Consider the following 17,392-nt stretch of genomic DNA (forward strand, 5'->3'; position numbering starts at 1 on the left):
CATATACCCTTTAGGGGTACCTAAGGCTGTTATACTTGTTATTATATATAACAAATACCACGAACTCTTTTTATAAGAGCTTTTTTGTGGTGGATAGGAGCCAATTATGCAAAACAGTAAAATTCAATTTATCACAAAAGCTGCAATAATAGCAGCTATCTACACAGTATGCACAATGCTTATCTCTCCACTTGCTTTTGGAGAAAATCAAGTAAGAATATCGGAAGCTTTAAATGTATTGGTATACTTTACACCATCGGCTGTTCCAGGATTATTTGTAGGATGCATTTTATCAAACCTTGCAAGTCCTTTTGGAATCATCGATATCGCTTTCGGTTCTCTTGCTACTTTACTTGCAGGAATGATTGCAAGCAAAATAAAAAACAAATACCTTGTAGGAATTCCAAGTATTCTTTTTAACGGTGTATTTGTTGGATTTGTTTTATATAAAATGTCAGCAGTTCCATTCATTGCAGGATTCATAAGCGTATGCATAGGACAAGCGATAAGCCTATATGTTATAGGACTTCCTCTATTATTAGTAATAGAAAAAAATGAAAAATTAAGGACACTTTTATCTCACTAATGAATGAATATATACTTCTGGCTTTAGAAGAAGCTAAAAAAAGCAATGATGACATTCCTGTGGGCGCAGTTATTGTAAAAAACAATAAAGTAATATCAAAAGCCCACAATGAAGTTATAAAGAGAAATGATTCAACGGCTCACGCAGAAATAATAGCAATTAAAGAGGCTTGCAAAAAACTTAATACCTATAATTTAAGCGGTTGCACCATATATTCAACATTAGAGCCCTGTCCTATGTGCACAGGAGCTATAATAAACGCAAAAATAGATAAAGTAGTATATGGAGCAATGGACACAAGCTATGGAGCTTGTGGAAGTAAATATAATCTCTTAAATAACAATAAAGCCAAGAAAATAGAAGTATATGCGGGAATAGAAGAAGATAAATGTAAAACAATAATAAAAGATTTTTTTAAAACAATAAGAAAAAAATAAAAGCAAGGGGTACCCACCTTGCTTTTTTAATATAGTAAATATAATAATGTTACAATGCCAAGTCTCATTTTATCGTTTATTTTATTAAAAATATTAGCATAAAGTCTTTCATAATTTCTTGGATTTGCACTTATAAGAACTAAAAAATAATCCAAGAAATTATCTTTGTCTACACACAAAATTTCCTCTTTACCATTTATCATTTTTGATAAATAGTTTTTATCTTCAATTTTTCTTAAATGAGAATTAACTTCATTTTTATATGTTTTCTCAATTTCATTTTTTAACTTCGTAAAAGTATATTTTTCTTTTTCTTCAATACCAAATATATTAGATAAATTTTCCATTAAAGAAATCAAAGCATTACTTTCTTTTCTATATTCGGAAAATCTTATCATATCACAAAGAGTTTTTCTTATTAAATTTTTATTATTTGAATCTAAAGCTAAAAGCTCCATAATCAGATAATCTTTATTATCATTAAAACTATCTCCCATATGTTTTTCAAATAAAGTATAAGAAGAATCATTTTCAAAATTTATATAATAGTATTTTCCCCAAACTTTTTTTAAAACTTTTAATGTATTTAAATACCCTATTTTTATATGCTCTTTCATTACGTCAGTATTGTATTTATCTTCAAGTTCTAAGAAGTCGCTGCTTTTAATTATTGTTATTTTTTTCAATGAAGATTTATCTAACATTTCCTCTGTTGAAATTATGTTGTCATATCCATTTTCCAAAAGGACATCTATTAAATTACCATTATAATTTTGCATTCCTCCCATATTTGAGTCCATATTTGAAATTTCAGGAAAACATACACAAAGTAGAATATATGAATGAAGCTGGCCTTTGGGAATATCATCAATACTTAAAGATGTAAACTCCATTGTGTTTAAATCTATTACATCAAAAAAAAGCTTAATATCGCTATTTCTTACATCATCTTCATTTATATATTCTCTTAAAGCTTTTTTAAGATCTTTTAATCTTTTATCTGTAGATAGAAATTTTGCAAACTCTTTAACAAAGCCTTTTTTAGATAACTTAGACCATGAATATTCATATAAGCCTGCTATAAGATTGCTTACTTTAAATAAATTCTTTCCAACTGCCATTGTCCAAAATTTAACAATCTTATCCATATCTTTCATAGAAAAAAAAGCAGCATTTATAGCCCCCATACCTCCCGCACAAACAGCCTTAAACTTCATATCACTTTCCATAAATGCGGCAAATGAGCCTATTTCATAAAACTTTTTACTGCCATCTAAATTAAGTATAATTGCATCGTAATCAGGCATCGTATCACTCCTATTTTTTAGTAAGATTATTATAGCATAAAGAACAATAAAAAAATACCTTATATATTAGGTATCTTTTTATTTTATTATATTAAAAAATTTAATTAGTTTAAAGAATCTTTTAAAGCCTTACCTGCTTTGAAAACTGGAGCTTTGCTTGCTGGAATAGTAATTTGTTCTTTAGTTTGAGGATTGATACCTTTTCTTTCTGCTCTTTCTCTTACTTCAAAAGTACCGAAACCTACTAATGAAACTTTATCTTCTTTTTTTAATGTTTCTGTTACAGTTTCAATAAATGCTCCTAAACAGTTATCACATTCTTTTTTTGTAAGTCCAGTTTTTTCGCTTAAAGCGCTTACTAATTCTGATTTATTCATTCTAAATTTTCCTCCAAAATAATTTTTGTTGATATATCAACTTTTAAACTCTAGATTATATTTTACCAAAAAAAATATTTATTTCAATAGTATTTTAGCCATTTCCCAATATTTTTCCAAATTTTCTTGGTCAAAATACATCATGTTTTTGTTATCTTTTTCAATCAATTCTTCCATTAAAACAAAACGTCTTATAAACTTGTTTGTAGAAGAATTCAGAGCCTCTTCAGAGTTTATTCCTATTAACCTTAAAACATTTACCACACTAAAAAGTAAATCCCCGGCTTCCATAAATAGGTTATCTTCATTTTTCCCTATTTCATTTTTAAACTCTTCAATTTCTTCATAAAGTTTGCTTATGGCCTCTTTATAATCTGCAAAATCAAAATTTGCATCTCCTGCTCTTTTTTGAATTTTTTGTGCATACAAAAGTGCCGGAAAACCTTTGGGAACATCTAATAAAGTCTGTCTGAAATTTACAAAAGATTTCTCTTCCTTTTTAACACTATTCCAAACAGCTGCAGTGTCATCCCCTTCTAAAATAGTATCTGAAAATACATAAGGATGTCTTCTTATCAACTTGCTTGAAACATTTAAAATTACATCTTTATAATCAAATTCTTTACTTTCTTTAGCTATTTGACTATGAAGAGCAATTTGCATAAGTAAATCTCCAAGTTCATCGCTTAAGGCATTCATATCTTCCTTATCAAGAGCATCAAGAACCTCATAAGACTCTTCTATTAAATGTTTCTTTAAACTCTTATGAGTCTGTTTTCTATCCCAAGGACAACCATTATCACTTCTAAGATAATCAATAAGTTCCATAAATGCATCAAAACTTCCTTTTACATCAGTAAAATTCTGCTTATCTATGGCTAATGTAAAAACCCCTTCTGTAAAAGATTCATCAAAATCTTTTAATTTTATTTTGTCTGTTTTATCTTCTTTTATTACATATATTATTATGTTTTCACTAAAACTTTTTAAAAGTTTTTCTTTTAAAGAAGAGAAATTATTTTTATCAATATTTTTAATAATATTTATACCGCTAAAATCTATATTTATATTTTCGTCAATTCTTAAATCTATTATTTTATAATTACTATTTTTACCAAATAAAATATTTACTAGATTATTTTCATCTAAAGTTATATTAAGCAAATCATCATCAAACATTAACTCAACAAAATCACGGTATTTATTTGTATCAAAAATAACAGTTATATCTTTATTATTAGCAATTTCATTTTTAAAGTTATTATAATCATTAAAATCAAAACTAATACTTTTTTTTAGAATATTATTCTCATATAAATCTTTTTGAATAATAACATTATCCATAGTTTCAATTTTATTTTTGATCTTTAATGTTATTTCATTTATATCTTTTATATTTAATACAAAAATATTTTTTTTCATTTGTATACCTCGTTATATTAACCTAAAGCAACGTCTAAAATCATCATAATTAAAAACCCTATAGAAAAACCTATAGTTCCCAAATTGGAGTGACTTCCAATAGAAGACTCTGGAATAAGCTCTTCAACAACAACATATATCATTGCACCTGCAGCAAAAGACAATAAATACGGTAAAAATGATACTATATATGACGATAATAAAATCGTAATAAACGCACCTATTGGCTCTACAATGCCCGACAATACTCCATATGAAAAAGCCTTCTTTTTACTTACGCCTTCATTTATAAGAGGCATTGAAATAACAGCCCCTTCCGGAAAGTTTTGAATTGCTATACCTACTGATAATGCAATTGCACCCGCAAGAGTTATACCTGCACTGTTTGTTAAAAAACCACTAAAAACTACCCCAACAGCCATTCCTTCAGGTATATTATGAAGAGTTACCGCAAGAACAAGCATTGTTGATTTTTTAAGACTGCTTTCCATCCCCTCTTTAGAATTATCTATGTGCATATGCGGAATAAGTTTATCAATTAAAAGTAAAAAAAGTATTCCAAGAATAAAACCTATTGCCGCAGGTAAAAAAGAAAATTTACCCAAGCTTTCTGACATATCTATTGAAGGAATTAATAAAGACCATACAGAAGCCGCAACCATAACTCCTGAGGCAAACCCAAGAAGTAAATTCTGCATACTTCGCTTCATATCCTTTTTTAATAAAAAAACACATCCGGCACCAAGAAAAGTGCCTAAAAACGGAATTAGAATTCCTATTATTGTATTTATGTTAAACATAACTCCCCTCCTTATTCTAAACATTAGTTATTGCTAACAATATCATATAAAAATTTACTGTTTACTATATTTTTTAACAATATACTATTATATAAATATTATGTCAACAAATTAATAATAAAAAAAGAGATAAATAAAAATTTACCTCTTTAAATTTTTAAATTATTTTTTCTCTCTGATAATTTCTATATCATAACCGTCAGGATCTGTAACAAAGAAATAATTTGGTTTATTTCCTTTTAATCCATAAAAATCTGTTACCTTGTATCCTTTTTTGGCAAGTTCATCGTGCGCAGCTTCTAAATCTTCAACATAAAATGCAAGGTGAGCAAATCCGTTTCCGATTTCATATGGTTTTTCAGGATCATAATTATATGTTAGTTCAACTTCACAAGTTTTGTTAACATCTTCCAAAAATACTAAACAAAAATCTCCAGGATAATCTTTTCTTCTTGTTTCCTTCATTCCAAGAGCTCCTACGTAAAACTCCAAGCTCTTATCTAAATCAAAGACTCTTATGCTTGTATGCCCAAATCTAAAATTCATTTTCGTACCTCCTTTTAATTATTTTTATTATATCATAAAATTTTATCCCCCAATAAATAAATTAAAAAAAAAGCTACAATATTGACAAAACATATAATGACTTGTATAACATAAATATATCTAATAAATATTATAAAAGGAATATATAATGAACGAAAAATACATTCAAGATAAATTAAATGCTTTATCAAAATCTAAATTTAGAAGCAGTTTTCATTTAAAGAAAAAAGATATAGAATATATTGATAAAAAAGGTATAGATACAATAAAAAGCCATGCTTTTGACTTCATAGAAAAAAGAATAGCACCACAGTACATAAAAAACGATGGAAAACAAACACCAACTAAAAACCACCCTGTATTCATCGCTCAGCATGCTACAGCAACATGCTGCAGAAATTGTTTATATAAATGGCACCATATACAAAAAAATAAACAACTTAATCAAGAAGAACAAGAATACATAGTAAAAGTAATAATGGAATGGATAAAAAAAGAATATAAAAAAGAACCCAAACAATAATAGTTTGAGTTCTTATTTTTATTCTTCAATATCTAAAACAACCCTTTTATCAGCTTTTATTGCAGCAGCTTTTAAAACATTTCTTATTGCTTTCGCAATTCTACCTTGCTTTCCGATAACTTTACCCATGTCATCTTTAGCAACTTTAAGCTTAATTACTGTTAAATGTTCCTTTTCAATTTGTTTTACACAAACTTCTTCGGGACTGTCAACCAAAGCTTTTGCAATTGTTTCAATTAATTCAACCATATTGGTCTCCTATTATTTTATAATACCGTTTTGTTTGAATAACTTAGCAACAGTATCAGTTGGTTTAGCACCTTTGTTTAACCATTCTTGAGCTTTTTCAGCATTAATTTCAATGCTTTTTTCTCCAACTGGTTTATATCTACCAATTAAGTCGATGCTTTTACCATCTCTTGCTGTTCTTTCATCTGCTACTACGATTCTGTAGTATGGTTGTTTTTTTGAACCCATTCTTTTTAATCTGATTTTTACTGCCATGTTTTTTCTCCTTTTATTTTAATAATTATATTTTTATATTAAAGAAATTAAATTTCTTTTTTGACTTATTACATAAACGGGAATTTCATCTTAGGTAATCTCATCTTACCTGAATTAAGCTGTTTCATCATTTTTTTACTTTGTTCAAATCCCGTTAAAAGTTTATTTACATCACTTACTTTTGTACCGCTTCCAGCAGCTATTCTCTTTCTTCTGCTGGCATTGATGATACTTGGATTTTGTCTTTCCTTTATTGTCATTGACTGTATTATTGCCTTTTGTCTTACAAGCTCTCTTTCATCTATTGATAAATTCTTAAGCTTTCCGGCCCCCGGAAGCATAGATAGTATACTTTCAATTCCGCCCATTTTACTCATGCTTTCCATTTGATCAAGAAAATCTTCCAAAGTAAAAGAGTTCTTTCTTAATTTTGCTTCCATCTTCTTAGCTTCTTCTTCATTATATACGCTTTCCGCTTTTTCTATCAAAGAAAGAACGTCGCCCATACCAAGAATTCTTGAAGCTACTCTGTCAGGATGGAAAGGTTCAAAGTCTTCCATTTTTTCACCAAATGCAGAAAACTTAATAGGCTTATTTGTTATATAAGTAACACTAAGTGCCGCACCGCCTCTTGCATCAGAGTCAAGTTTTGAAAGAATAAAACCTGTGATTTCAAGATTTTCATCGAAAGCCTTTGCTGCATCAACGGCTTGTTGTCCCATTAAAGAGTCTATTACAAATAGTGTTTCGTCAGGATTAATAACTTTTTTAACCTTTACGGCTTCTTCCATCATTTCACTGTCAACATGTTGTCTACCGGCCGTATCCACGATTACAATATCAGCGCCTTTACTTTTTGCATATTCAACACCTTTTTTTGCAATCTTTCCTGCATCTTTACTATCAAGTGAAAATACTTCAATATCAAGACCTTCACCAAGAATTTTAAGTTGGTCTACCGCTGCAGCTCTGTGAATATCACAAGCTACAAACACAACTTTTTTATTCTTTTTATTTTTAAAATAGTTACCCATTTTACCGATACTTGTCGTTTTACCACTACCTTGTACCCCGACAACCATAATAACAGTCGGAGAAGTGGATGAAAAATTTATATCTCTGCTTTCCCCTCCAAGCAAATCGATAAGTTCATTGTTAACTATCTTAATAACTTGTTGTCCCGGAGTCAAAGATTTTAAAACCTCTTCCCCCATACATTTTTCTTTTAAATTTTTTGCAAATGTTTTTACTACTTTATAGTTTACATCAGCTTCAAGTAAGGACATTCTTATTTCTCTTAAAGCTGCATCGATATCTTTTTCTGTAAGTTTTCCTTTTCCTCTTAACTTTTTAAAAGTTTCCTGTAATTTATCACCTAAAGCCTGAAACATAGAAACCTCCTTATAGGTTTTCTTTTACCTTCTCTATTAAAGATAAAGCCTCTTTATTATCAATCAAAGCTTCTGCTTTTTCAAGCATTTTAATGTTTTGTTCATATTTATTTAATAACTGTAATTTATCATCATAATCAGATATTATTTTTTCTGCCCTTTTTAAAGTATCATAAACACCTTGTCTAGAGATATTCAAAATACTTGCAATTTCACTTAGTGATATATCATCACTGTAATAATATTCAAGCACTTTATACTGTTTTTCCGTAAGAAGAGATGCATATATATCTATTAAATACGACATCTTAAAATATTTTTCCATACTACTCTCCTTATACTGACTAAAGGATTATAACAAAATAAAAAGACATTGTCAAGTAAAAAACCTTGACAATGTCTTTTTATTTAACTTTCTAAATCATTTATAGCTTTTTTGTCTTTTGTTTTCCATTCCATTCTCCCGTTTGCACTTCTTCCCATAACAAAAGATGCAGCAAGAGAAGGGCTTGTAAACAAGTAATCCTTTGTGAATTTATAATTTACAATTACTCTTTCTTCAATAAGTCTTTTTCTTAAATTCAACAATGAAGTAGAAATACTTTGTGTTGTATCATTAGCAATTTGAGAATCTTTAAAAACAACAAATCCATCACTTGTAGGTATTCCTTTTGCATCTGCTCCACGAATAGCTTTTATATACATAATATTTTTGTCATCAGACATAACAACATCATCAGCTATATGATCAAATACTTTTTTCCCTAATAAACTAATTAATAATAAAGAGTTCTCAAAAAATTCTTTTAACATAGATTCATCATACTCTGAAACAGATGACCTAGTTGGAATTGTATTATTTATAACTTTTGTTCTATCTTCATCTTTTGCTTTTTTAAAAAAACAATGTTCTAAATATTTAACATGAGCTTTATTTAAGTAATCATCTTTACTTAATAATACAATAACCTCTGTCCAGTAATCTCTATCTTTTAAATGCTGATTAATTCTATTTGCAATTTGTTCAGCTTCACCAATATATACCGTATCTTCATTCATATCATCTTTTCCAAATAAAAAATAAACACCTGTATAATTTGCATCACTTCTTTTTAGGAAATCTTTTAAGTGTGTTCTTGAAAATTTATATGCGCGCCCGTTCCAATTAGATAATTCACACATAATTAAGCCTTTTGGATTTCCTTCAAACATCAATATATTAACACTTTTATTAAACATACATGATCCTAATAAATAAAATATATATTAATATTACAAAAATTTTTAACAAAACAAAACCCCCAACGATAGTTGGGGGTAATAATTATATTCTTTTTTAAGAGGAAAACATGACGTTATGTTATAAACTTAAAAGTTTATTTTTTCATATCAAATAAATCTTCTTTTTCACCACATCCCCAATCATCAAGAGCGATTTGAAGATCCGGTTTATCTTTTGCATATTCTCTTAATGGAATACCAGCCATAGCAGCATCAATTGCTTGTCTTAGAGATCTTGCACCTGCTGTAGCACCGTTTCTGTGTCCATGAACAGCACCGCCTGCTGCAATCATAACATCAGTACCAACTTCATAAATTGTTTCTGGAACAACACCTTGATACATTCCACCGCTTGGTGCAGGAAGACAATCTTTAATATTATGGAATTTCATCTTAAGATCTCTACAAGTTCTTAAGTATGAATCTCTAAGTACAGGAATCTTACCATAATAGTTTGTTGTTATTGCCATATCAGCTCCGGCAAGTCTTACAAGTTTACCCCAAAGTAATGCTACGGCAACACCTGTATCAGGAGAGTAAGATTGTGCAGCAGCATAGTCAGGATGTGACATAATAGGAACTTGAATATTAGGGTCTTCAGCTAACATTCTAAGAGCTGAGAAACCTGCTGTATATGTATTAATCATTAAAGCATTTGCACCTGCATCTAAAGCTCTGTATGCAAGGTCTTTAATTTTAAAGCTGTCTTCTGTTAAGTTAACAGTATATAAATGTTTTTCACCTGTTTGTTCATAAGCTCGAAGACCAGCTTCTGTTATTGCTTTAACTCTTTTTTCAATAGGACACCATGCAGGATCCGCAACAAGAAGTTCATCATCTTTTATTACATCAATACCGCCAACATAAGCATCCCCTGCCATTATTGCACCTTGTTCAGGAGTCCAACCTGTATCAGGTTTAATCATTGCACAAGTAAGTGGTCTTTCAGGAATATCAAGAATTTCTCTTACGCCTTTTATACCAAATTTTGGGCCTTGGAAATGGTCTGTATATTCTTTAGGGAATTCAAGATCTAAAAGTTTTAATCTTGCAGCAGAAATATTACCTATTGCAGTTGTAAAAATCATTGGGAAGTTAGTTCCTATGTTTTCCCAAGGGAAAGCAAGTCTAACTATCATATCTCTGTATTGTATTCCGTCAGGAAGTTCTCTGTCATAAGCAGGTGTTTCATAAATACCAATAACTTTTGCAGCATGTCTTTCAACAATGTCATCTGTTTCAAAAGGAACATCAATCCATGTACCTGTTGCTTGTTCTGCAGCTATTGATTCTGCAAATTTGGCAAGGTCAAGTTCCATAGGATTATTTCCTTTACCTCTCATATAATATGTAGCAACAATATATTTGCTCATATCTAAACTTTCACTACATTGGAACATCAAAGGGTTATATTTTTGTTTCATTATAAAAATCCTCCTTAAACTTTAAGTATTTAACCGTCTACCCTTAAATGTAAAAACAACTTTATAAACATAGTCCTGTCTTTACGCTTTTATATTAACATGGTAATGATGTTTTGTCAATATTATAATTTATATTTTACTTTTATTTCTATTTAAAATAACTTAATGTTATAATATTATTAACAAGTAACAAAATAAAAACAACAAATAAACTATAATGGTTATATACACCATTATAAAAACATATATATTGTTAAAAAGCAAAATACATCTTAAAATTAGAAAATATTTTTTTCTACTTAACATATATTTTAATGTAACAAATAAAAAGAGAGGTAAAAACAATTGTCAAACAAAAATAAACATAATAATGATTTTAAAAAAAAGATTACCAATCTAAATATGTTTATAAAAAAACAAAGGTATTACATTATAATTTTAGTACTTCTTTGTTTTATTGCCATGTTAGTATCTTTTAATATAAATAAATTTTCAGCTTATATAAATACTCAAAACGAAGTGGAAATAAAAGAAGATGTATCAAAGACAGATATTGACTATAAAAATATTAAACCAAATGAAGCCGGTGATATTTTAGTTGTTATGTACCACAGTATAGATGATAAAAAGAATCACTATCCATGGCACAGAAGCAAAAAAGAATTTAAAGAAGATTTGGAATATATGTACCAAAACGGATATGTTTTAATTTCCATGAAAGAGTATTTAAGCAATGATATAGATATACCTGCGGGGAAAACCCCTATTTTGCTAACTTTTGATGATGGATTAAAAAGCTGTTTTTCCCTTGTAAAAAATAAAGAAGGAAAACTTGTAGTAAATGATGATACCCTTATAGGGATTCTTGAAAATTTTAAAGCCGAGCATCCCGATTTTGGAAATGGAGGAGTTTTATATATAACAGACAATCCATTTGAATATGATGCCTACCATAACAGTAAATCAGAAGGCACCTATGAGGATAAATTCAGAGTTTTACAGGAATTAGGATACGAGATAGGAAATCATACTTATAGCCATTATAATATGAATGAGCTAAGTAACAGCGAGATAACAAAAGAAATAGGAAAAGTAAATAATTTAGTTTATAACAACACAAATAAAAACAAGACTGTTTATTTAGCTTATCCATATGGTGATAAACCAAACAAAAATGGATTAAAAGCTGTAAAAAGCGGAACATATAAAGACATTTCATACAATATAGAAAGCGCAGTTCTTGCAGCACCGGAAAAACCTTATTTTACAAATCCAATAAAAAATGACTTTGATCCTTATTATATAAGCAGAGCTATAGCAAATAAAGGACAACACCAAGATATGTACTGGTATTTTGATTATTATAAAAAAAATCCGGATAAAAAATATATTTCAGACGGAGATAAAAGTGTTTTATCTATTCCATCAAATTATAAAGAAAGCATAAACACTGCTAAAATAAAGGGTTTCAACGTTATCTATTATAACGAAAAAACTTTTGAAAAAATAAATTAAAAAAATGTTAATTTATACTTGACATAATCTTTGCATTGTTATATAATAAATCAGCGCTGAAAAAGTGGCAACAAAAAAATGGTCGCATAGCTCAGCTGGGAGAGCACCTGCCTTACAAGCAGGGGGTCATAGGTTCGAGCCCTATTGCGACCACCATTAAAAAATTAATATTAAGAATGCGGCTCGGTAGTTCAGCTGGTTAGAATGCTAGCCTGTCACGCTAGAGGTCGAGGGTTCGAGTCCCTTCCGAGTCGCCATTTTATGCCCAGGTAGCTCAGTCGGTAGAGCAGCGGACTGAAAATCCGCGTGTCGGTGGTTCGATCCCGCCCTTGGGCACCATCTTAAGCGAAAGTGGCTCAGTGGTAGAGCATCGCCTTGCCAAGGCGAGGGTCGCGAGTTCGAATCTCGTCTTTCGCTCCATTTTTTTTAGGCGGCATAGCCAAGTGGTAAGGCAAGGGTCTGCAACACCCGTATCCCCAGTTCGAGTCTGGGTGCCGCCTCCATTTTATCTTAAGCCGAAGTGGCGAAATTGGCAGACGCACAGGACTTAAAATCCTGCGATCCTTACCGATCGTACCGGTTCGACTCCGGTCTTCGGCACCATCCTTTTATGTTAGACCTCAAGGTCTTTTTTTTATGTTTTTTCTCTTCCTTTGTGATATCATTAACTTATAATATAAGTTTCAAGGATGGAATAAATTATGAAACTAAAAAAATTATTAGCATTATTAATTGTTGCTCTTATGGCTGTTTCTTTTGTTGCATGCGGAGGAGAAACAAACAATACAGAAGAAATAAAAACAAGTGAACCTAAAATCACAGTAGAAGAATTCAAAACTGAACTTAAAAACCTTGGCATTGAAGGAACAGAAGAAGAAACAATTTACGAACTTGTAGGAGCAACAGCAGGTTTTCAACTTACAGCCGATGATAAAACTTTAGAATTATATACATTTGATAAAGACTCAGATGCATATAAAAATGCTGAAAAAGATGGTAAATTAACAATGGAATCTCTTGGAAGTGAAATAACAGAAAATGTTACAGTTGCAAACGGATATGCTATTATACTTCCTGCAGATTTCCCACAACATGATGCTGTTCTTGACTTATTTAACAGATTACAATAATAAATGATATATTACAAAAAAGCGGTTTTATAATAAAACCGCTTTTTTTATTTTTTTATATTAAAAACTTTTCTTAAACAACATACATTTAATCATTTTTGAAAAACATTATAAGACTTCATAAAAAGCCATTTAAACAAAATAAATAATACATAGGTTAGAGTTGTTAGTTATATATATCCTCCTTCAAATAAAGCTTACAAAGCCATAAATACAAATTAAAATATATACAATGCTCTTAATCATATTTTATTAAAATATATATCATTTATTACTGTATTCATTATATACTTATATTAATAACATTATTTATTATGTTTTTAATATAATTAAAATAATAAACCCAAATATGAATTAAATTTCATATTTGGGTTTATTTAAATCAAAATATTATATTATTTTATCCAAAAAATCTATCTTGTAATTTTCTAAGTTGTACAATTAATGAATTATCATCTAAATCAACCATATCATATGTGATTGTTTGTCCTTTTTTAACATCTTTAAGAAGTTTTGTATTCTTTGTAATAACGCCCAAAGGAACTCCGTTATCCTTAAGCATGTTTTCGTGTGTATCAACAACACCGTATACAGTGTATCCGCCAATACCGTCAAGCATTTCGCCTGCTTTTAAATCTTTTTTAGCAACTGCTACTGTTTCACAAACTAATCCACCGTCCATAGGAACTAATGTTGAAGTATTGTCAACAACTGCTTTTGCTACTGTTAAAGGTGTTTCTAAAGAACATAAATGATAAGGTCTGTATAATACCCAGTTAGGACCTTCGCCCATGCTTAGGTAATTCATTTCATGTTTAACAAAAGGAAGATCGCTTGAAATGATTACAAATACTCCAGGAGCAATACCGTTTACCCATTCAACTTTTCCATATCCATTTTGAAGAATACCGCCTTCTTCAGTAGGTCTGAATAAGTTAGGTAAATCTTTTATTTCAGCTTCAGATCCATGACCTCCTCTGATATCAGGAATAAAGCCTGTTGCGTTAGCCATAGCAGTAAGTTCAACCATTATTTTTGTTCCATCTGTAAATGCTGTTTGCATCTTAGGACTAACACCTCTCTTAGCTGCATATTCAGCTAATGTTGTAGGATTTGCATCATAGTCGATTTTATTGTTTTTACCTTTACCTATAACTCTTACATCAAATCCGGCAGCTGTTGCAAAGTCATATAATTCTTTAACAGCACCAGGTTCGTCCCCTGCACTACCTGTATAGATAACACCTGCATTATCAGATAATTATTTAAGCATAGGTCCAATAACAACATCTGTTTCAACATTTAACATACAAATATGTTTACCTTCGTTTATTGCATCAATAGCAACTCTTGCACCTACTTCAGGAACACCTGTAGCATCAACTGCAGCTTGAATAAGGTTTGCTTTTGCACCAAGTTCTGAATTTTCTGTTGCAATATACTTACCTTTTTCAAGATATGCATTGGCTTCACTTAATTTATTTGTTATAATATAATCATCTTTGGTTAATCCAGAGTTTTCAAATGCGGCAATGACATTATCAATATTAATGTCAGCAACAATTGCGGGCTTCATACCTTTCATCCTGATCATTTGACTGGTCATGCCCCTGCCCATTTGTCCTGCTCCTATTATACTGGTCATAATAGGAGCATTTTTTTCTTCTAGCTCTGCTAATTTGTAATTCATTCTTAACATTATTCGTTTCCTCCTAAAAATTGTATTTTAATGTAATCTCCCACCTTTAAATCTGGAAGTTTTTCACCTTTTAATTGGATTTGTCCAGGAATTTCTACGCTGTCTTTACCTCCAAATACCAAACAACAATGTCCCAACATTTTTAATGTTTCTTTCGCTTCTGAGCCTACGGCAGTAACAAGATAATCATCTTCACCAAGAGAAATAATGTCACCCACACAAACATCTCTTGTTAATTCTTGCTTTTCATGTAAAATAGATAATTCCGCAAGTTCAACTGGAGCATCATCATTAAACAGTATAAGCATATTTTCTTGTAAAAAATCTAAAGTCATGTCGCCAAATCCGGTTATTTTTGATATATAATTCATATTATGTACTTTCCTTACGTTTAAAATTTTTTATGTCTATTAATATAATCCAAATGAACAGAAGTATGCGATTATAACCGCAATAGGTCCTGTAATAAGTCTAGAGAATAACATTGCAGGAACCCCGATTTCAACTGTAGAAGGTTCAGCTTTCCCTAAAGATAATCCAACAGGAACGAAGTCAGCACCAACTTGAGCATCTATAGCAAATAATGATGGTAATGCATATGTTGGATGAATAGTTCCTTTTGCAATTTCAGCACCAACTAATACACCTACTACTTGAGCAATAACTGCCCCTGGTCCAAGAACAGGTGATAAGAATGGAATTGCACAGATTATTGATAAAACAATCATTCCTGGAAGAGAACCAGCAAGAGGACTTATAGCTTTTGCTATTACATCACCAATACCTGATGCAGAAATTATACCAAGAAGCATACTAACGAATGCCATAAATGGTAAAATATTTCTTATTGTAGTATCAATAGCATCTCTACCTGCTGCGAAGAATTTATTTACAACTCCACCAACGGCTTTACCTATTTTTGCAATAACTCCAACTAAACCTTTTTGTTCTGGTCCGTTATTTTGACTAGATGATGGTTTAACTTCTTCTATAACAGCTGAAGCTTCTTCATCACTAACTTCACCTTCATATAATGTTACGTTATTTTCTTTAACGTCTGATACATATATTTCTTCTTTAATATATTGTGCAAGTGGTCCAACAGCTCCTACAGCGTTAAGGTTAATTGTATAAACTCCTTTTTTAGGATAAACACCACATCTTGCAGTACCGCCACAATCAACGATAACTACAGCCATTTCTTCGTCAGGTACACCTGTAGAGAAAGCATCGATAGATTCTGCACCTGTTAAGTCAGCAATGTATTGTGCAAGGGGATGAATTCCACCACCTGTAACACTGGCAATTTTATTTTTCTTTTCAGTTGATTTTATAATTAACGGTCCACCCCAACCTTGAGAACCTTTTTCGATCTTAACTGCTTTATAATTACTCATATCTTTTCCCCTTTCTACGCATCTGCACTTTTCTTATTACTCATAATTGCATATAATCTTTCAGTAACAACACCTCTGATTAAGATTACAACAACACCAACCAAGAAATATCTTAAAGCAAGTGGTGTAGTACTTAAGCCTAATGCTGTAATACCATTTGCAATACCTAAGTAAACAAATAATTCACCAGCATTTGCATGAGGGAATAAACATGTTATTGGATGACAGAATGAAACCGTAGAATCGTAAAATGCAACTTTATGTTCTTCTTTTAAGAAACGACCAAATGAATACGCCATTGGATTACATAAGAAAAACATAGCTAAAACAGGCATTAAAGTATATCTTGTTATAAAACTTTTAGATAATACTTTCATAGCTTTATCTACTCTTTCTTCACCGATAATTTTAATAAAGCATTAATAGCTGTAATTAAAACGATAAGAGTAGGTATTATACCTGTAACCCATCCAACAAAAGTTTCACCTCCTGCGTTAAATAGTCCGATAAAACCTTCTGCAAGTTTTGTCAAGAATTCCATAAAAAATTCTCCTTTCTATATTTTTTATTTATGAAAGACAACTTCTGCCTTAACATACAATTTATTCAAGTACTTCTTTTAATTCATCTCCTTCATCCTCAACCTGTTGAGAATTATTTTTTTCTATTATCCCAATCAAACCGTTTACAACTTGAAGTAAAGAACTGCCTTTTTTCTTTCTTCTCTTACTTCTGATTTTTTTCATTTTCTCTTCTTCTTCTTTTAAGTCATAAATGGACTGTCCATTTAATACATCGAAATCTTTAAATCTGGCAAAAACACTAAACCCTTCCATGATTTTACCTTTTGTAATATAACCGTTGTTGTCGCAAGCCAAAATCAGAATAACTCCATATATAAAATATTGCTTATCTTTGCCTACACTTACATTTCCATATTTTCGAATCTCATTAAATGATGTAGTAAAATCTTTAGCTTGTTTATAAGTTAAAATTGAATTAAAAACCATAAGAACAAAAGCTACAGCAAAAATCTTCCACATAATATTCCTC

Annotated in this window: 21 protein-coding genes, 6 tRNA genes and 1 pseudogene; 11 read left to right on the forward strand and 17 right to left on the reverse strand. The window is 30.4% G+C overall.

Annotated features, from left to right (window positions below; translation table 11 throughout):
* Nucleotides 1-106: 106 nt before the first annotated feature.
* Both ACTQYZ_RS07000 and ACTQYZ_RS07005 read left to right on the forward strand, forming a co-directional pair.
* A complete protein-coding gene (locus tag ACTQYZ_RS07000; protein ID WP_441022523.1) occupies nt 107-586 on the forward strand; it encodes a QueT transporter family protein in 480 nt (159 codons plus the stop codon).
* A complete protein-coding gene (locus ACTQYZ_RS07005; protein ID WP_329384813.1) occupies nt 586-1,023 on the forward strand; it encodes a nucleoside deaminase in 438 nt (145 codons plus the stop codon). Before ACTQYZ_RS07000 ends, ACTQYZ_RS07005 begins: the two co-directional genes overlap by 1 nt.
* A gap of 26 nt (nt 1,024-1,049) precedes the next feature.
* Here the strand turns inward: ACTQYZ_RS07005 and ACTQYZ_RS07010 are convergent, their stop codons facing one another.
* From ACTQYZ_RS07010 to ACTQYZ_RS07030, 5 genes are all read right to left on the reverse strand, one after another.
* Complete coding sequence (locus tag ACTQYZ_RS07010; RefSeq protein WP_441022526.1) at nt 1,050-2,330, reverse strand: hypothetical protein; 1,281 nt, start codon at nt 2,328-2,330, stop codon at nt 1,050-1,052.
* A gap of 104 nt (nt 2,331-2,434) precedes the next feature.
* Nucleotides 2,435-2,707: an HU family DNA-binding protein gene (locus tag ACTQYZ_RS07015; RefSeq protein WP_329384807.1), complete on the reverse strand. Its 273-nt coding sequence runs from the start codon at nt 2,705-2,707 to the stop codon at nt 2,435-2,437.
* Between the two features lie 78 nt (nt 2,708-2,785).
* Nucleotides 2,786-4,129, reverse strand: a complete 1,344-nt coding sequence (gene mazG, locus ACTQYZ_RS07020) for a nucleoside triphosphate pyrophosphohydrolase (protein ID WP_441416288.1) — start codon at nt 4,127-4,129, stop codon at nt 2,786-2,788.
* 17 nt (nt 4,130-4,146) lie between these two features.
* Nucleotides 4,147-4,929, reverse strand: a complete 783-nt coding sequence (locus tag ACTQYZ_RS07025; RefSeq protein WP_441022530.1) for a ZIP family metal transporter — start codon at nt 4,927-4,929, stop codon at nt 4,147-4,149.
* Nucleotides 4,930-5,091: 162 nt separating this feature from the next.
* Complete coding sequence (locus ACTQYZ_RS07030; RefSeq protein ID WP_138268655.1) at nt 5,092-5,475, reverse strand: VOC family protein; 384 nt, start codon at nt 5,473-5,475, stop codon at nt 5,092-5,094.
* A 148-nt stretch (nt 5,476-5,623) separates the two neighbouring features.
* Here ACTQYZ_RS07030 and ACTQYZ_RS07035 point away from each other — a divergent pair, with 148 nt between their 5' ends.
* Nucleotides 5,624-5,998, forward strand: a complete 375-nt coding sequence (locus tag ACTQYZ_RS07035; protein WP_441022533.1) for a DUF4186 domain-containing protein — start codon at nt 5,624-5,626, stop codon at nt 5,996-5,998.
* A gap of 18 nt (nt 5,999-6,016) precedes the next feature.
* Here ACTQYZ_RS07035 and ACTQYZ_RS07040 read toward each other — a convergent pair whose 3' ends face one another.
* From ACTQYZ_RS07040 to ACTQYZ_RS07065, 6 genes are all read right to left on the reverse strand, one after another.
* On the reverse strand, nt 6,017-6,247 hold the full coding sequence (locus ACTQYZ_RS07040) for a KH domain-containing protein (RefSeq protein ID WP_138268653.1): 231 nt from the start codon (nt 6,245-6,247) through the stop codon (nt 6,017-6,019).
* Nucleotides 6,248-6,259: 12 nt separating this feature from the next.
* Nucleotides 6,260-6,502, reverse strand: a complete 243-nt coding sequence (rpsP, locus tag ACTQYZ_RS07045; protein ID WP_138268652.1) for a 30S ribosomal protein S16 — start codon at nt 6,500-6,502, stop codon at nt 6,260-6,262.
* Between the two features lie 68 nt (nt 6,503-6,570).
* Nucleotides 6,571-7,893, reverse strand: a complete 1,323-nt coding sequence (ffh, locus tag ACTQYZ_RS07050) for a signal recognition particle protein (RefSeq protein ID WP_441022535.1) — start codon at nt 7,891-7,893, stop codon at nt 6,571-6,573.
* A gap of 10 nt (nt 7,894-7,903) precedes the next feature.
* Nucleotides 7,904-8,218, reverse strand: a complete 315-nt coding sequence (gene ylxM, locus ACTQYZ_RS07055; RefSeq protein WP_441022537.1) for a YlxM family DNA-binding protein — start codon at nt 8,216-8,218, stop codon at nt 7,904-7,906.
* 83 nt (nt 8,219-8,301) lie between these two features.
* On the reverse strand, nt 8,302-9,132 hold the full coding sequence (locus tag ACTQYZ_RS07060) for a GIY-YIG nuclease family protein (protein WP_441416289.1): 831 nt from the start codon (nt 9,130-9,132) through the stop codon (nt 8,302-8,304).
* Between the two features lie 137 nt (nt 9,133-9,269).
* Nucleotides 9,270-10,598 (reverse strand): RuBisCO large subunit C-terminal-like domain-containing protein, encoded by a 1,329-nt coding sequence (locus tag ACTQYZ_RS07065; RefSeq protein ID WP_441022543.1) that lies wholly within the window; start codon nt 10,596-10,598, stop codon nt 9,270-9,272.
* A 345-nt stretch (nt 10,599-10,943) separates the two neighbouring features.
* Between ACTQYZ_RS07065 and ACTQYZ_RS07070 the strand changes: the two genes are divergently transcribed.
* The 8 genes from ACTQYZ_RS07070 to ACTQYZ_RS07105 all read left to right on the forward strand — a co-directional run bounded on the left by ACTQYZ_RS07070 (nt 10,944) and on the right by ACTQYZ_RS07105 (nt 13,243).
* A complete protein-coding gene (locus ACTQYZ_RS07070; protein ID WP_441416290.1) occupies nt 10,944-12,113 on the forward strand; it encodes a polysaccharide deacetylase family protein in 1,170 nt (389 codons plus the stop codon).
* 80 nt (nt 12,114-12,193) lie between these two features.
* Nucleotides 12,194-12,269 (forward strand) — tRNA-Val (locus tag ACTQYZ_RS07075).
* Between the two features lie 24 nt (nt 12,270-12,293).
* Nucleotides 12,294-12,370: transfer RNA gene (locus ACTQYZ_RS07080), tRNA-Asp, on the forward strand.
* Between the two features lie 6 nt (nt 12,371-12,376).
* Nucleotides 12,377-12,452: transfer RNA gene (locus ACTQYZ_RS07085), tRNA-Phe, on the forward strand.
* Nucleotides 12,453-12,458: 6 nt separating this feature from the next.
* Nucleotides 12,459-12,533 (forward strand) — tRNA-Gly (locus ACTQYZ_RS07090).
* A 9-nt stretch (nt 12,534-12,542) separates the two neighbouring features.
* Nucleotides 12,543-12,616, forward strand: a tRNA-Cys gene (locus ACTQYZ_RS07095).
* Between the two features lie 11 nt (nt 12,617-12,627).
* Nucleotides 12,628-12,716: transfer RNA gene (locus tag ACTQYZ_RS07100), tRNA-Leu, on the forward strand.
* Between the two features lie 98 nt (nt 12,717-12,814).
* Nucleotides 12,815-13,243 (forward strand): hypothetical protein, encoded by a 429-nt coding sequence (locus ACTQYZ_RS07105; protein WP_441416291.1) that lies wholly within the window; start codon nt 12,815-12,817, stop codon nt 13,241-13,243.
* Between the two features lie 400 nt (nt 13,244-13,643).
* Here ACTQYZ_RS07105 and ACTQYZ_RS07110 read toward each other — a convergent pair whose 3' ends face one another.
* The 6 genes and pseudogenes from ACTQYZ_RS07110 to ACTQYZ_RS07135 all read right to left on the reverse strand — a co-directional run bounded on the left by ACTQYZ_RS07110 (nt 13,644) and on the right by ACTQYZ_RS07135 (nt 17,382).
* Nucleotides 13,644-14,483: an NAD(P)H-dependent oxidoreductase gene (locus tag ACTQYZ_RS07110; RefSeq protein ID WP_441416325.1), complete on the reverse strand. Its 840-nt coding sequence runs from the start codon at nt 14,481-14,483 to the stop codon at nt 13,644-13,646.
* A 21-nt stretch (nt 14,484-14,504) separates the two neighbouring features.
* Entirely contained in the window at nt 14,505-14,942 is a 438-nt protein-coding gene (locus tag ACTQYZ_RS07115) for a hypothetical protein (RefSeq protein ID WP_441416292.1), read from the reverse strand.
* On the reverse strand, nt 14,942-15,313 hold the full coding sequence (locus tag ACTQYZ_RS07120; RefSeq protein WP_441416293.1) for a PTS glucitol/sorbitol transporter subunit IIA: 372 nt from the start codon (nt 15,311-15,313) through the stop codon (nt 14,942-14,944). The genes ACTQYZ_RS07115 and ACTQYZ_RS07120 overlap by 1 nt, the downstream gene beginning before the upstream one ends.
* A gap of 39 nt (nt 15,314-15,352) precedes the next feature.
* A complete protein-coding gene (srlE, locus tag ACTQYZ_RS07125; RefSeq protein ID WP_441416294.1) occupies nt 15,353-16,339 on the reverse strand; it encodes a PTS glucitol/sorbitol transporter subunit IIB in 987 nt (328 codons plus the stop codon).
* Nucleotides 16,340-16,353: 14 nt separating this feature from the next.
* Nucleotides 16,354-16,880: pseudogene (srlA, locus tag ACTQYZ_RS07130) on the reverse strand (PTS glucitol/sorbitol transporter subunit IIC).
* A gap of 61 nt (nt 16,881-16,941) precedes the next feature.
* Nucleotides 16,942-17,382: a transcriptional regulator GutM gene (locus ACTQYZ_RS07135; RefSeq protein WP_441416295.1), complete on the reverse strand. Its 441-nt coding sequence runs from the start codon at nt 17,380-17,382 to the stop codon at nt 16,942-16,944.
* Between the last annotated feature and the right edge of the window lie 10 nt (nt 17,383-17,392).

The organism is Anaerofustis sp. LCP19S3_F7 (genome assembly GCF_052119445.1).
Taxonomy (GTDB): Bacteria; Bacillota; Clostridia; order Eubacteriales; family Anaerofustaceae; genus Anaerofustis; species Anaerofustis butyriciformans.